Origin of the sequence: Cohnella sp. GCM10027633, from assembly GCF_042675445.1 — a bacterium.
Lineage (GTDB): Bacteria > Bacillota > Bacilli > Paenibacillales > Paenibacillaceae > Cohnella.
The window spans coordinates 87,290-102,835 of record NZ_JBHTGV010000013.1; the positions used below are offsets into that span (position 1 = coordinate 87,290).

Genomic DNA, 15,546 nt, shown 5'->3' on the forward strand with positions numbered 1-15,546 from the left:
CTACGTTAGTGTCCCGGCCCATGCAATCGTTCGCACTTACAGGGCCTTCCTTATCCAATGGCTGTTCAGCCAGAAAAACACGCGCGTCCAAGGGCTGCCCTTCATCAGGCGCCTGGCGGTTGCCTTGACGTTCCTCTGCCCCTTCACCTTAGGGTCCGAGAGGTAGAGGGCGACGAGCCCTTCCACGACCATCCGGTGAAACTTGCCGAAGGGCAGGCCGTCCGCCGAGCTTCTCGCCGCTTGAACCATATTCGCCATCCGGTCGTTCAGCATGCGCTGATCCTCGTAGTAGGCGCAGAAGTTCAAGTCGCCGCCGAGCTCGTCCTCCGCTTGGTCGATCAAGTAGTCAAGCAGAATATGTAAGCCGCATATCGACGGGAAGTACCCTTCCCGAATGCGCTGCGCTTCCCGCGCGTCGAACGATTCGTCGCTCGCGGCCAGGAACAGCATGAACATGCCGAGCGTCGATCCGGTCGCCGCCGCGAACTCGTTCCAGAGCAGCGCCGGGTATCGGGAAGCATGCAATTCCCACCACGCTTGAAGCGCCGGCTCGCGCTTCTCGCGGGCGATATGCTTGTATACCTGCAAGTCTCCGTACAGCCCGACCAACTCGCGCACGTGCTCTTGCGCGTACGCGTAACCCGGCAGCTTCGCGATCATCGCTTGGCACCGTTCGACGAGCGCGGGCAAATAGCCGCCGTCGTCCTGCTCCGCGCGAAGCGCGTAGTAGTTGCGCATCGGCGCGCCCGGCGTAACCGCATCGAGCATGCTCTGATGCAACAAGCGGAAATCTTCCGGGTCGAGCGACGTGCTGCGGTCGCACAGATTGTCCAGATAATCGCTGATCGTCTGCAAGGCGACGATCAGCGGGACGAGCACGTGCCGCTGCGCCAAGTTCGCGGCCGCGTAGATGCCTCCGCCCTCGCAATGGAATTGCTTGTGGGTGATGCTGTCGATCGCTTGCTTGCGAAGCTCCGGATCGGGAATCGACTCCGCGAATTCCCTCCAGCGCCCAAGCTCGCTTCGCACTTCAGGCAATACGTACTTATACACTCTCTTCATGAGCGAGAACGGTCCCTGAGGCGTTCGGCCCGTCAATAGCTCATTCCCGTTCATTCCGGTCGTTACCCTCCGCTCGGTCGATCAGCCATGCCGTTTGCCGCCGTGATCCAGCTCTTGCTGGGTGCGGAACCAAATATGCAAATCGTTGATCCGGCTCGCAAGTTCCGCGATATCGCTATTCAGGCGACACGACTCGGCAAAATCGTCTTCTTCGTACAATTTCGCCTGTCTGATCTTAATCTCTTCTTCGAAGCGTTTCACGCGATCGGGGATGTTGCCGCGAATGTGTTCCCATTGCGAGAGCAAGGCGATCTGCCTGCTTACGCAGATAGAATCCCAATCTTCCGTCAGCCGGGGCACTCTGATTCCCAACCGTTCGCTATAGGCGAATTGGCCGTCCAGCCAAGCCTTGTCGTCCGTTTGCATTCGCATCGTTCACCCGTTCGTAACCCGCCTGAAAATACATCATTCTTTAATTTATCATTTCGCAACCATGAAATCCAGCACAAACCTTCAGCTTTTCGCCCTCGGGGCGCGCGGAATCTGTTATAATACAAGCAATCTTGTCATCCTTGTCGCCATCATCATGTCCTTGGAGCGTGTCGTCATGAACCGAACGAACGAGCCCGTCTCGCTGAGGCGGCTTTTCCTTTTTTTCATTCCGATGGGCGTGTCGGTGCTGCTCATCAACTTGTCCCACGTCATCATTAACGGCACGTTGGCCCGATCCGATTCCGGCGCCCAGGAGATCATCATCGCGGGCTACGCGCTCGGAATGAGCCTGCTCGTCGTTACCGAACGTCCGGCCGTGCTCATGCGGCAGACTTGCTCCGCTCTCGTCAGGGACCGCGTATCGTTCCGCGCCGTCTCGCGCATCAGCGCGTACGTGTTCGGCGCCGGGCTGCTGTTCGGAGCGGCCGTCGCGTTCACGCCCGTCGGCCATTGGATATTCGGCGGCGCGTTCGGCGCCGACCCGGTCGTCGAACGGGAAGCGATCGATACCTACCATGCGTTAATGTTCCTGTCCGTCTTCTCCGGATTGCGGTGCCTGTATCAAGGCATCATTATCTATAAAATGCGCACGCGCTGGCTGACGATCGGCATGACCTTCCGGCTCGCCGGCATGTTCGCCCTCTCGCAGTACTTCCTGTTCGTCGGGGTGGACAGCGCGTTGCAAGGCGCGATCATCTTCTTGTTCGGCATGATCATCGAAGCGACGATCAGCGGAATCGAGGCCCATAAGCTGCTCAAGGAGATGCCGGAGAAGGAAGAAGGGTGCGAAGTCTCGACTCCGAAGGACGTGCTTCGGTTCTATAACCCGCTGCTGTATTCGTCCCTGATCGTCGTCTGGGTCAGCCCGATCATGAACGCGCTGCTCGGCACGACGGAAGAAAGCTCGCTGACGATCGCGTCGTTCGCCGTCGCGGGAAGCCTCATGAACTTAATGCTCGGCTTCTTCACGTACTTCCACCAGATCGCGCTGCTGTTCGTGAAGACTCATCCGCAGCTCGTCAAGCAATTCACGCTCATGCTCGGTTTCATTCCGACGGCGTCGATGCTCGTCATGTGCTTCACCCCGATCGGTTCCTGGATGTTCTCTCACGTGCTCGGCGTCAAGGACGACCTGCTGACCGCCTGTATTCACGCGCTGAGAGGCTTCCTCCCGCTCGTGCTCGTCTTCCCGTGGCTCGATACGCTCAACGGCATCGTCATGGCGAACGGGGAGACGAAGCTGATGTTCGGTTCGCAGATCGCGAACGCGATCATGACCGTCACGCTCATCGTCGTGCTGACGATCGCCTTGCCCGGCTGGAACGGGGTGCTCGGCTCGATCGCGCAGTCCGGCGGCGTAGCGGCCGAGTTGATTCTCCTCGCCTGGCTGTTCCGGCGCAATCATCGAACCGCCAAGTAAGCTTCAAGTTCATCGTATAGGAGTTAGGTAAGCCATGGATAAACCAGGTATTAACGACAGCGCGCAATTGCTCGTCCTTCGGGGCATGCAATTCCTGAATTATGCGTTCATGGTGCTGCTGATCGCGTACTTCCCGCTCTACTTCGAGAGCCTCGGATTCACCAAGTTCCAGATCGGCGCCGTCTATTCGATCGGACCGATGCTGTCGATCGCCTCCAACATTATCGTCGGCATCGTCAGCGACCGGTCTCAGAACTTGCGCAGAGTGCTCAGCATCCTGTTCGTCGGTCAAATTCTCGGTCTGGCTCTTCTGCTGCCGCAGAAAGAATTCGGGATCATGGCCGGCATCATGGCGTTCTTCTACCTCTGCCAGACGCCGATGAACGCGATGATGGACAGCATCACCTTGCTCGCGGCGCAGCAGATGAACCGCAGCTTCCCGTCCATCCGCATGTTCGGCTCGCTCGGTTACGCGGTGTGCGCCGTCCTGTTCGGCTACATTCTGAAGCATTACGGCTCGGACCAGACGCTCGTCATCGGCCTGGTCGTCGTCGCGTCGTCGCTCGTCCTGTCGCTGTTCTTAGGCAACTTCCAGGCTTCGCTTCGCAAGTTCGAATTCGGCGGCTTGCTCGGCATCTTCAAGGAACGGGAGACGATCGCGTTCTTCGTCATGATCATGCTCGTGTCGATCGCGCACCGCATTAACGAAGGCTTCCTCTCGCTCGCCATGCGGGAGCTGGGCGCCGACGACTCGGTCATCGGCCTCGCTTCCCTCGCTTCTTCGGTGAGCGAGATCCCGGTGTTCTTCCTGCTCGCGAAGTACGGCCACAAGTTCCGCGAGCTGCCGCTGCTCGCGATCGCGAGCGTCATGTACGTCGTCCGCCTGGGGTTGCTCAGCTTCGCGGACGAGCCGTGGATGATGGTCGCCTTGCAGACGATGCACAGCGTCACCTTCGGCATCTTCTACATTACGGCGTTGCGCTTTTTGCAGATCGTCATTCCCGACGAGTTCCGTTCGTCCGGCCAAGCGGTGTTCGCGGTCGTCTGGAGCGGTCTCGCCGGCGTCGCGGCTGGCACGCTGGGCGGCTGGTTGATCGATGCGATCGGGTTCGCGTCGGCGTTCCGGTTGGGCGCGGTTTTCGCTTTGCTGGGTGCGACGGGGTTCTTCTTCATGCATGTTCGGAAAAGAGCGGCGGAGTAGGACTCTCGATCGCTGTTGCGCCGAGGCCGGGCATGTATATCCTTTCGCTGCTGTTACGGTCCCGAATTCTGAATGGTAAACCCGTAGCAAGGTGAATTCGGTACCGTAAAGGCAGGCGCTTCGCTCTTCAGGACATACATGCCCTTTCTCTCTGTTATCGATCAAATCAATCAACGACATCCAACACTATTCCGAACATGCAAAAAGGTACGGCGCGAACATCGAACATCGCGCCGTACCTTTTTTATGAATATGAGGCCCTTCAATCCCTTCAGCCGGTTTCGGCTTGCAGTTCCCAAGCGGCTTCGTCGAGTCTCGTGACGGTAACGCGGGATATGCGCAGATGATCCGTCTCTTCGATCGTGAACCGGAGGCCTTCCTCCGACTCGACGTACTGGTTCTTCTTCGGCGGGCTCTCGATCTGGGAATAGATCCAGCCGCCGATCGTATCGTAATCGTCCGTCGGAAGGTCGAGACCGAAGAAGTTGTTCACTTCCTCGATCAGCATCATGCCGTTGATGGAGTACGTGCTGTCGTCTCTCTTCTCCAGGTCGGGACGCTCTTCGTCGAACTCGTCTTGAATTTCGCCTACGATCTCTTCCATGATGTCTTCCAGCGTCACCAAGCCGGCCGTGCCGCCATACTCGTCGATCAGAATCGCGATCTGAGACTTGCGCTTCTGCATGAGCTTCAGCAGCGCGCTAATCGGCATGCTCTCGGGAACGGTCGTCATCGGTCGCATAATGTCGCGGATGTCATGGACGGCGTTGTCGGACACTTTAAGAAGGTCCTTAATATGAACGAACCCGATGATGTTGTCCTTATCCTTGTCGCATACCGGATAACGCGTATGCATCTCGCGCAGCGCGATCTTGCGGTTCTCCTCGAAGGACAGATTGCCGTAGAGGCAGATCATCTCCATTCGGGGAATCATGATTTCGCGGGCATTCGTCTCCGCGAAGTCGAAGATGTTGTCCACAAGGGTAAGCTCTGTATTGTCGATCAACCCGCTCTTGTGGCTTTCCTTCACCAGAATGCGGATTTCTTCCTCCGTATGGGCGGAGTTGGACTCCTCGGCCATGTTAATGCCGAACGGGCGCAGCAGCAAGCCGGCGGTACCGTTGAGAAGCCAGATGAACGGACTCATGATGTTGCGGAAAAACTTTAAAGGAGCCGCTACCCACAGCGTGACCATCTCGGCTTTGCGAATGGCGACCGTCTTCGGCATCAATTCGCCAAGCACGATGTGCAGCACCGTAATGAACGAGAATCCGATTATGAACGCTAACGGGTGAACGAACTTCTCGCTGATGTTCATCGAAGCGAAAAGGGGTTCGAGCATTCTCGCAATGGCAGGCTCGCCGATCCAGCCGAGTCCAAGGGATGCTAGCGTGATCCCCAGCTGACACGCCGACAAATAGGCGTCCAGATGGTCCACGATATGCGACGCGAGCTTCGCGCGCGCATGTCCTTCCTGAACCAACGATTCGAGTCTCGTGCCGCGAACTTTCACTACCGCGAATTCGGCGGCCACGAAGAAGCCGTTCAAAAATACGAGAAAAGCGATCAAGACCAAGTCCACGCTTAGCGGAATGGGGTCACCGTCCAAATAATCCCTATCCCCGCTTACGAGAGAGGATAGGTACACCTCCTTTATTGTACATGAAGTATAAATAATAGCTTTCTTATTAGCTTAGACGGTTTGCGGCGGACCGTCAAACGCCGGATGCCACAGCATTTCGCCGTAGTACCCATCTCTATTCGCCCCTGCCTGCCTCCTATGCCGATTTTTCGGCTCTTAAGGCGGGAAATCCTCGATTCCAACGATTTTACCCGAATAACGCGCGTTCGAGAGTCAACTTGCAGATGCTTCGACGGTCGAATTGCGTCCGCGCCTCTTCGCCTGGTAGAGCGCTTGATCGGCCGCTTGAAGCCATCCGTGCATGGAGGCGTAGCCGTCCGTTCGCGACGTCGCCGTCGCGACGCCGACGCTGATCGTCACGGTCGCGCCGTTCCCGGCGCCTTCGTGAGGAATGCCTACGCCGGCTACCGCCTGGCGAATCAGGTCCGCCGCGGCTTTGCCCGATTCCCGATCGCACCCCGGGAGCAACACCGCGAACTCCTCGCCGCCGTAGCGGTAGGCGGTGCCGTCGGCTTTGCGCGCCTCGTCCTCCACGATGCCGGCTATCGTCTGCAGGCACGCGTCTCCCCGCTGATGGCCGTAATGATCGTTGTATTCCTTGAAACTATCGACGTCCAGCAAGATTAACGAAGCGTTCCCTCTCCGCTCGCGCGCTTCGCTCCAGCAATGCTGCAGCTGCTCGTCGAACGACCGCCTGTTCGGAATGCCCGTCAAGCCGTCGAGCTGGGACAGCCGTTGCAGCAAGGCGTTGGCCTCCGTCATCTTGCGCTCGGCTTCCTTGCGCGGCCCGATGTCCCGGCAGACGATCAAGACAGCCGGGCGCCCCATGTACGGGATGCCGATCGCCGTCACTTCGACGTCCACCACCGAACCGTCCGGCCTTACGAACTGTTCGTCCAGGGCGCCGACCTCGTTCTCCTTCATCGCGCTCTGCGCGCGGCGGGCTACGACTTCGGCGAGATGCGCGGGCACGAACCTCATGATCGATTGCCCGACGAGATCCGAGGTATGGGAGACTCCCATCAGGGTAAGGCACGCGGGATTCGCGAACGCGATGATGCCGCCTTGATGAACGGCGATCGCGTCGGGCGAACTGTCGATCAGGCGACGATAACGGCGTTCGCTCTCGATCGTCAGCCGCAACGCTTGCTTCGTCGTGCGGAACAGCAAGCCGTGCAGGCCGATCGCGAGCAACGCCACGACGACCGTAACGACGATCATCTCCTGCGACATCGACGCTCGTCTGCTCTGCGCTTCCCAAGTCGACTGCATCGACTCGGAGAGCGCGGCGTTCAACCGGTCCGTCGCCGTCCTGAATTGATCCAGCGTCGTCTTGCCGCCCACGAGCAGCGACTTCGCCTTCTCTTCGTCGCTCGATTCGAATAGCCCGACGACGTTGCGGAACAATTGCTGCACGTCGATCAAGCTCGTTAACGTCGCATCCGCGAGCGGACGAACGCTCGTATCGTTCGCCTGCTCCCGCAATTCCGCGGAGTAGCGCTCTACGTCGGCGCTGCCCGTCTCGTAATCGGATAAGTATGTACGATCGTCCGACAGCAGCAAGCCCCGAATGCCGGATTCCTGGTTAACGACGGCGAGCCGTAATTCCTTAGCCGTCCGGTCCATCGGGTACATCTCGTCAGCCAACCGGTCGGCGTTGCCGTTCATGTCGCGAACCGCGACGTAATTGAAGACGCAAATGACGACGATAAGCCCAATGGAGCATATATAGGTCAACTTCAGACGCCATTCGCTTCTTCGAAGCATATCCGTGCCTCCATCGTCAGGGCTTGTCGTATAGGTTCGACTACTGTCATTTTACACGACGATCGCGCGGTAACGCTAGGTTTTTCCGCTTATCTGGTCGTTCTTCGCTTCTGTTGGTTCAACCGGATTCGGTCCTCGGTGCCTTGCTCCGTCGCCTCGTAGAACGAGCGTCCTTGAAGCTTGTCCGGCAAGTAGTTCTGCGCGACGTAGTGGCCCGGATAATCGTGCGGATACAAGTAACCGACGTGACCCAGCTTCTTCGCCCCGCTGTAATGGCCGTCCCGAAGATGGAGGGGCACTTCGGCGTTCTTCGCTTCCTCGAGCGTCGACATGACGTTCCCGATCGCGACCGCGACCGCGTTCGACTTCGGGCTCTCCACGGCGAACAAGATCGCCTGCGAGACGATATATTTCGATTCCGGCCAGCCGATCTTATGATAGGCGTCCATCGCGCTGACCGCCTGCACCATCGCCTGCGGGTTCGCGAGACCGATGTCTTCGCTGCACGCCACCGTCAACCGGCGCAGGAACACCATCGGATCCATGCCGAGCTTCTCCACGGCGTAGAGGAACCAGAACAGCGCCGCGTCGCTCGAGCCTCTGACGCTCTTATGGAACGCGGACAGCACGTCGTACTGCGTGGACTCGTCCGCATGGATGCTCGGCTGGCGGATCGACTCCTCCGCGACGTCGAGCGTCACGCGGATCGTCCCGTCGAGCTGGGACGGCGTCGTGACGGCGGCCAGCTCGAGCGCCGTCAGCGCCCGGCGGATGTCGCCTCCCGCCATCGAGGCGATATGCTCGAGCGCCTCGTCGTCGACGGTCAGCTTCATGAAGCCGAGCCCTCTCTTCTCGTCCGCGAGCGCGCGGCGCATCGCCTCCATGGCGTGCGCCTTCGTGAGCGGCTCCAACCGGAACAGCGTCGAACGGGACAGCAAAGCTCCGTTCACCGAGTGGAACGGATTCTCCGTCGTCGCGCCGATGAAGATAATGATGCCGCGTTCGACCGCGGGTAACAACGCGTCTTGCCTGGCGCTGTTGAAGCGGTGTACCTCGTCGAGGAACAGAATCGTCTTGCGTCCGTACATGCTCTTATTCTGCTCCGCCTGCGCGATGACGTCGCGCACGTCCTTCACGGAAGCGTCGACGGCGTTCAACCGCACGAAGTCGCCCTGCGTCTGCTTCGAGATAATGTGAGCGAGCGTCGTCTTGCCGCATCCCGGAGGACCGAACAGCAGAATCGAAGAGACGACGTCCCCCTCGATCGCCCTGCGCAATAGCTTCCCCGGTCCGACCAAATGCTCTTGCCCGATATATTGTTCCAACGACTCCGGACGCATGCGGTCCGCGAGCAATCGCGCCCGCGGCTCCGCTTCCTCCCGGAAGCTGAATAGATCCATGTCATTCCCGCCTTTCTGCTGTCCCTATCATAGCAGATCGTCGCGCGGACAGGAAGACAAACGGGAACGGGCGTTCCCTCATAGTCTCTTGAGCTCGGCCGCCACCGCTTCCCGGCGCTCGCGGATATATTGGCGGATGCGTCCGGATTCTCCCGCGAAGTCCCGGTACGACCATCGCTGCGATCCGTCCTCCCGGACGTAAGGCGCAAGGCGCGCCAGCATTCCGTCGGCGACGGGCATGAGCGCTCGTTCGGTGAACGGTCCTTCGAGATGGCCGCGAAGCAGTCTTGCGTATCGGGCCCGGATCGTCCGGTCCGCGAGCAGCCTGCGCGTGAGGTGATTGTAGCCGGTCACGGAAACCATATTGCTGTCGACGGCGCGCCCATAGCAGTTGCGTCCCCACGTGCCCTCGTAGTCCCAGGGAATGATGCGGTATTTGCCCGTTCGACGGCTTCGGTAAATCGCGTAGTTCTGTTCGAAGCCGTCGTAGTTGCCGGTCAACACCGCGCCGGACAACCAACGCAAATAATTGTCTGCGTCTAGTCCGCCGATCGTCCGCGAGATCGACCCTGCCGTCTTCCCGGCGTGAATCGCGCGAATGAAAGCCGCCAGCCGCGCCTTCTCCGCCGCTCCGCCGAAACGGTGTTCGTAGCCCGACAGAATCGCGGTCTTGCGCGCTCCCGTTCCCGAAGCTTCCAGGCCGAAATCCGCGTCGTTGTTCACCGCGTAGAACAAGGCGGCGGCGCCGAGCCGCCGCTTGACGAAGAACGGCCGGCCGACCCCCTCGATGGCTAGATAGACGCCGAGCGGCTTGCCGTTCATAGACAGCCTCACGTGCTCCGTCTTAGGCGAAGGGACCCCGATCCGATTGAAGAACGCGAAGGACAGCGCGTTCCGTATCATCGACGGATCGTCGTACTCCGCGTTGTAATGCGTAACCTTGCCGCCCGTCTCGACTTCGAACGATCGCTTCGGATAGCCGCGGGTATGACCGCCGCGGTATCGAACCCGAGCCGTCGCGAACGGTTCGCCCGCGCGTATATGCCCGTCGACGTAGCGATTGCTCCACAGATTGCGTTCCAGCGCCGCGAGCGCTTGATCCCGCATCCGCAGCTCGATGACCGGCAACGGAACAGTCATGGCCGATTCCGCCTTTCCGCGATCGCCTCTACGGCCCGCCCCGATCAACGTATGTTCGCAAGGCGTTCGCGGAAACGGCGTTTAACCATTGAGGATGCGTCGTTCCGCCAAAAAATAGAAGCAAGCCCCACTGCGGGGGCTTGCTTCTATGCGCCTATGCGGTTCATAACCAACTGCCGGAGCCTCCGGAGCGTCCGCCCGGCGGACAATCGTCTCCCCACAGCGGTCCCCAGAATCCGACGGTTCCCGCCAAGTTCAAGTTGCCGGTGCGGTGAAGATGGTCCTCGTACTGCGTCTCTTCCGCCACGGCATTGCCGGCGCCGGTCGTCGGGCTCGTTCGTCCGCGCTTAGGGGCGCTACGCTTCTTCTGACAGGAGCATTGGCGATGCTTATGCCTGTACGTACCCACTGTGCAACAGCCTCCTCGTCGATGATGCTTCAGTCTATGAAGCGACCGTCGGGACCGATAGGGACATACGCACAGTTCATCTGGTTATTTATCCACGAGATCCTTGACGACGACGCTGACCATGATCAATCCGGCGACCGGCGGCACGAACGCGTTGCTGGACGGCGGCTGCTGCGCCTTGCGAATTTCCGGCGCGTTGTCCGGCACGATCCGCTGCGTTACGTCTTCGCGAGGCTTCATCGGAATCTCGGTCGAGAAAACGACTTTGACGCCCCGCTTAATGCCTTCCTGCCGCAGCTTCTTGCGAATGACCTTCGCGATCGGGTCCATCGACGTCTTGGAGATGTCCGCGACCTGGAACCTAGTCGGGTCCATCTTGTTCGCGGCGCCCATGCTCGAGATGATCGGAATGCCGCGCTCGAGGCATTGCTTGATCAGATGGATCTTGTACGAGATCGTATCGGACGCGTCGACGACGTAGTCGAGCGGATACTTGAACAGCTCCTCGTACGTCTCTTCCGTGTAGAACATCCGCAGCGCGATCGCGTCGCACTCCGGGTTGATCAGCTTGATCCGGTCTCTCATCAGATCGGCCTTCGGCTGGCCGACGGTCGTCGTCAGCGCGTGGATCTGCCGGTTGATGTTCGTAATGTCGACGACGTCCTTGTCGATCAGAATGATTCTGCCGACTCCGGAACGCGCGATCGCTTCCGCGGCGATGCCGCCGACGCCGCCGATGCCTAGCACGGCGACGGTGCTGCCCTTCAGCTTGGCAAGACCTTCAGGTCCGATCGCGAGCTCAGTCCGAGAAAATTGATGCAGCATCGGATTCGATCGCTCCTTCGCTTAGCCTTGGCTAGGCACGGCCGAAGCTTCCGCCTCGGCGGCGGGAGCCGCGGCTTTCGTCTGTGCCGCGATCGCCTTCGCGGACAAGCGGACGTGCAGATCGTCCAACTGGCGATCGGTTACCGCGGACGGAGCGTCGCACAGCAAGTCGGTCGCGCTCGCCGTCTTCGGGAACGCGATCGTCTCGCGCAAGTTCGTACGGCCGGCGAGCAGCATGACCAGACGATCGAGGCCGAACGCGATGCCGCCGTGCGGAGGCGTGCCGTAATCGAAGGCGTCGAGGAAGAAGCCGAACTTCTCCTTCGCTTCCTCCATCGAGAAGCCGAGCGCGGAGAACATCTTCTCCTGCACGTCGCGGCGATATATCCGCATCGAGCCGCCGCCGACTTCGTAGCCGTTCAGGACGATATCGTACGCTTGCGCGCGGATCGCTCCCGGATCGGTGTCGAACAACGCGAGATCTTCGTCGTGAGGGCGAGTGAACGGATGGTGCTCCGCGACCCAACGCTTGCCTTCCTCGTCCCAGCCGAGCAACGGGAAGTCGACGACCCACAGGAACTTGTAAGCCTTATTGTCGATCAAGCCGAGCTCGCGGCCGACCTTCTGGCGCAGGTTGCCCATGACGTCCGCGGCCGTCTTCAGCTTGTCGGCGGAGAACGTCAGCAAGTCGCCTTCCTCGACGTTCAGGCGCTCGGTCAGAGCGGCGATCTCTTCCGGCTTGAAGAACTTGACGATCGGACCGCGCCATTCGCCGTCCTTGACCGTGATCCAGGCGATGCCCTTGCCTCCGTAACGCGCCGCGAACGGCTGCAGGTCGTCGAGCTCCTTGCGGCTCCAGCTCGCGCAGCCTTTGGCGTTCAGCGCCTTGACGACGCCGCCGGAAGCGGCTACGGAAGCGAATACTTTCACTTCGCTGCCCTTCACGATGTCGGTGACGTCTTCGATCTCGAGGCCGAAGCGGAGATCCGGCTTGTCGGAGCCGTACTTATGAATCGCGTCATGATACGTCAGACGTTGGAACGGCGTAGGAATCTCGACGCCGACCGTCTCGCGGAACAGCTTGACCATGAGGCTCTCCATCATGCCGAGCAGTTGATCCTGCGACAGGAACGACGTCTCGATGTCCACCTGGGTGAACTCCGGTTGACGGTCCGCGCGAAGGTCTTCGTCGCGGAAGCAGCGGGCGACTTGATAGTAGCGCTCGATGCCGCCGACCATAAGCAACTGCTTGAAAATTTGCGGCGATTGCGGAAGCGCGAAAAACTCGCCCGGATGGACGCGGCTCGGCACCAGATAGTCGCGCGCGCCTTCCGGCGTGCTCTTCGTCAGAATCGGCGTCTCCACGTCGATGAAGCCGTTGTCGTCGAGGTAATCGCGGAACACCTTCGTCGATTTCGAACGGAGCAGCAGCGTCTTCTGCATTTCCGGACGACGAAGGTCGAGGTACCGGTATTTCAGGCGAAGCGATTCGTCCACTTCGACGCCGTCCTCGATCGGGAACGGAGGCGTCTTCGCCGCGTTGATGATCTCGACTTCGTGCACTTGCACTTCGATCTCGCCTGTCTCGAGGCTCGCGTTGAACGTCTCGGGATCGCGATCGACGACGACGCCTTTCACGGCGAGCACGTATTCGTTGCGCGCGCGGCTGCCGAGCTCGAGCGCTTGCCCCGAGAACGCCGGATTGAATACGACTTGCACGATGCCCGTGCGGTCGCGCAGGTCGATGAACAGAATGCCCCCGAAGTCGCGCCAGCCTTGCACCCACCCGTTCAATACGACGTTCTGGCCCACGTTGGCCTTCGTCAGTTTACCGCAATCGATATTTTTGAGCATCATCGGTTAGTTCGTCCCCTTTTCCTCTGCAGGAATGAATGTGTGTATCGCATCGGACAGCCCGCTCAGCGGTATCGCCCGTTGTTCTCCCGTTGCCATGTGCTTCAAGGCGATCTCGCCGCGATCCAGCTCGTCGTCGCCGAGAACGGCCGCGAACTTAGCCCCTTGGCGGTCCGCCGCCTTGAACTGGGCCTTCGTCTTGCGCCCCATGTAATCGCGCTCCGCGGCGATTCCCGCGCTGCGCAGACGGTGCAGAATGCCCGGCGTCGCTTGTTCGGCGCGTTCGCCGAGCGCGACGAGGTAGACTTCGATCTCGTCTCCGAAGTCCGGCTTCACGCCTTGGCTCTCTAGCAGCAGCACGGTACGCTCCAAGCCAAGGCCGAGGCCTACGCCCGGGCGGTCTTCCCCGCCGATCTGCTCCACGAGGCCGTTATAACGCCCGCCTCCGCCGATCGTATCGATCGCGCCGATGCCCTGTGCCTTGTACTCGAAGGCCGTGTGCGTGTAATAGTCGAGTCCGCGAACGAGGCGGGGATTGATGTTGTACGGAATCTCCATCTCGTCCAGAATCGACCGAACCCGCGCGAAGTGCGATTCGCATTCCTCGTCCAAGCTGTCCAGGATCGACGGCGCTCCTTCGAACTTCGCTTGATCGACTTTGCAGTCGAGCACGCGCAGCGGATTGCGCTCCATGCGCGATTGGCAATCCTTGCACAGGCTGTCCTTCAACGGAAGCAGGAACGCGAGCAGTTGCTCGCGGAACGCCGCGCGCACGGCCGGAGTGCCGACGGAGTTGAGATCGACCGTCACGCCCGTGAGGCCAAGCTCCGTATAGAAGGCGTAACCGAGCGCGATCACTTCCGCGTCGAGCGCCGGGTCCGTGGAACCGATCGCCTCGATGCCGAACTGGTGGAACTGGCGGTATCTGCCCGCCTGCGCGCGCTCGTAACGGAACATCGGTCCGATATAGTACAGCTTCGAGATGTCCGGCTCGCCGTACAGCTTGTTCTCCACGTAGGCGCGGACGGTGCCCGCCGTTCCTTCCGGACGCAGCGTCATGCTGCGCTGGCCTTTGTCCTCGAACGTGTACATTTCCTTCTCGACGATGTCCGTCGTCTCGCCGACGCCGCGGTGGAACAGCTCGGTCGACTCGAAGATCGGAGTGCGAATTTCGTTGTAGCGGTATCTCCGGCCGAGATCTCTCGCTTTATTCTCCACGTACTGCCACATGGCGGATTTGCCCGGCAATATATCCTGCGTGCCCGTCGGCTTCTGGTATCCCATGCCCCTCACTCCTTCTCTCTTGCGAACAATCAAAAAAGACCCCCGCCCCTCGACGATCCTCGGATCGTCGGGGACGAGAGCCGTAAATGCATGCTCCCGCGGTGCCACCCGCCATTCAAGCCGCGACGCCTCGTCCTTCATGCGGAACGAGCAATGTTCGGCTTGCGCTTCATCCGGTTAACGCCCGGTTACGCCATAACGCTACTAGGCCATTGTCGCTCGCGTAAGCGGGCAAGCCGTTCGCATCGGGTTCTCGAAGGTGTCTTTCGTCCGTTCATTGCCGGAAAGCTCGCAGCCAATCCGCGAAAGTTACGCGCGGAAAGTCTTTCCTCTCTGGGGACCTGGGTCCGGACTACTCTTCCCTGTCATCGAATTTGAGGCAGTTTCATAATTGAAACTAATTGTAGACGGTTGCGGGTTGCCTGTCAAGGCGACATCCGCCTCGGCCCCGCACAAAGAAAATAACCTGCCGAAACTCGACAGGTTCAAAATGAACTATATTGAAAAAAGGGGGTCGTCTATAGAGTAATCGATGAACTTTAAGCGCAGGTGAACAGAACATTACAGTTGTGTTACAAAAACGAACGATCGGCGCGTATTGACCCTATTCATCCGGTTTGAGAAAATGAATATACCCATAAAGAATCCAAGATCGGAAAGGACGTCGTCTACGCATGGCTACCACGGAGAAAGAGCTAAGAACGTGTCCCAATGGCCATCGCTACTACAAGAGCAGCGATTGCCCGACCTGCCCGGCGTGCGAGCAGGAACGGAAGCCCGATGAGGGATTTCTCGCGTTGCTCTCCGCGCCGGCCAGACGGGCGTTGGAGCATCACGGCATCGTGACGCTGCAGCAGCTGTCCGCTTATAGCGAGAAAGAAATCCTGAAGCTCCACGGTATGGGGCCGGGGTCGATGCCGAAGCTTCGCGCGTCGTTGCAGGAGGCTGGTTTGGCGTTCAAGAGCTAAGCGGCTCGGTGTCAACGAATTCGAAACTTCGGGTACATCTCCCTTAAATAGCCGGTTTAACGAACATATATTCGTTTTTTCG

The 15,546-nt window shown here is 59.7% G+C and carries 13 protein-coding genes; 3 read left to right on the forward strand and 10 right to left on the reverse strand.

Annotated elements, in window-relative coordinates; genetic code table 11:
- Nucleotides 1-36 precede the first annotated feature (36 nt).
- Together ACFQZG_RS22575 and ACFQZG_RS22580 are read right to left on the reverse strand one after the other, a co-directional pair.
- Complete coding sequence (locus ACFQZG_RS22575; RefSeq protein WP_378156667.1) at nt 37-1,116, reverse strand: tetraprenyl-beta-curcumene synthase family protein; 1,080 nt, start codon at nt 1,114-1,116, stop codon at nt 37-39.
- Nucleotides 1,117-1,143: 27 nt separating this feature from the next.
- Nucleotides 1,144-1,488, reverse strand: a complete 345-nt coding sequence (locus ACFQZG_RS22580; protein WP_378156669.1) for a hypothetical protein — start codon at nt 1,486-1,488, stop codon at nt 1,144-1,146.
- Nucleotides 1,489-1,669: 181 nt separating this feature from the next.
- Between ACFQZG_RS22580 and ACFQZG_RS22585 the strand changes: the two genes are divergently transcribed.
- Complete coding sequence (locus ACFQZG_RS22585; RefSeq protein WP_378156671.1) at nt 1,670-2,974, forward strand: multi antimicrobial extrusion protein MatE; 1,305 nt, start codon at nt 1,670-1,672, stop codon at nt 2,972-2,974.
- A gap of 34 nt (nt 2,975-3,008) precedes the next feature.
- Entirely contained in the window at nt 3,009-4,175 is a 1,167-nt protein-coding gene (locus tag ACFQZG_RS22590) for an MFS transporter (protein WP_378156673.1), read from the forward strand.
- Between the two features lie 271 nt (nt 4,176-4,446).
- On the opposite strand, the gene ACFQZG_RS22595 is transcribed toward ACFQZG_RS22590, so the two are convergent.
- From ACFQZG_RS22595 to hisS, 8 genes are all read right to left on the reverse strand, one after another.
- Nucleotides 4,447-5,784: a hemolysin family protein gene (locus ACFQZG_RS22595; protein ID WP_378156675.1), complete on the reverse strand. Its 1,338-nt coding sequence runs from the start codon at nt 5,782-5,784 to the stop codon at nt 4,447-4,449.
- A 246-nt stretch (nt 5,785-6,030) separates the two neighbouring features.
- Nucleotides 6,031-7,584: a GGDEF domain-containing protein gene (locus ACFQZG_RS22600; RefSeq protein ID WP_378156677.1), complete on the reverse strand. Its 1,554-nt coding sequence runs from the start codon at nt 7,582-7,584 to the stop codon at nt 6,031-6,033.
- Between the two features lie 89 nt (nt 7,585-7,673).
- On the reverse strand, nt 7,674-8,984 hold the full coding sequence (locus ACFQZG_RS22605; RefSeq protein WP_378156679.1) for a replication-associated recombination protein A: 1,311 nt from the start codon (nt 8,982-8,984) through the stop codon (nt 7,674-7,676).
- A gap of 78 nt (nt 8,985-9,062) precedes the next feature.
- Nucleotides 9,063-10,124, reverse strand: coding sequence for a CotH kinase family protein (locus tag ACFQZG_RS22610; RefSeq protein WP_378156681.1), 1,062 nt, complete (start codon nt 10,122-10,124; stop codon nt 9,063-9,065).
- 163 nt (nt 10,125-10,287) lie between these two features.
- Nucleotides 10,288-10,533 carry a hypothetical protein gene (locus tag ACFQZG_RS22615; protein WP_378156683.1) on the reverse strand — a complete coding sequence of 82 codons (246 nt, stop codon included), beginning with the start codon at nt 10,531-10,533 and terminating at the stop codon, nt 10,288-10,290.
- A gap of 84 nt (nt 10,534-10,617) precedes the next feature.
- Nucleotides 10,618-11,358 carry a tRNA threonylcarbamoyladenosine dehydratase gene (locus ACFQZG_RS22620; RefSeq protein WP_378156685.1) on the reverse strand — a complete coding sequence of 247 codons (741 nt, stop codon included), beginning with the start codon at nt 11,356-11,358 and terminating at the stop codon, nt 10,618-10,620.
- A gap of 21 nt (nt 11,359-11,379) precedes the next feature.
- Complete coding sequence (aspS, locus tag ACFQZG_RS22625; protein ID WP_378156687.1) at nt 11,380-13,215, reverse strand: aspartate--tRNA ligase; 1,836 nt, start codon at nt 13,213-13,215, stop codon at nt 11,380-11,382.
- 3 nt (nt 13,216-13,218) lie between these two features.
- Nucleotides 13,219-14,496, reverse strand: a complete 1,278-nt coding sequence (gene hisS, locus ACFQZG_RS22630; protein WP_378156689.1) for a histidine--tRNA ligase — start codon at nt 14,494-14,496, stop codon at nt 13,219-13,221.
- A gap of 674 nt (nt 14,497-15,170) precedes the next feature.
- Here hisS and ACFQZG_RS22635 point away from each other — a divergent pair.
- Nucleotides 15,171-15,464: an RNA polymerase alpha subunit C-terminal domain-containing protein gene (locus ACFQZG_RS22635; protein ID WP_378156691.1), complete on the forward strand. Its 294-nt coding sequence runs from the start codon at nt 15,171-15,173 to the stop codon at nt 15,462-15,464.
- Nucleotides 15,465-15,546 lie beyond the last annotated feature (82 nt).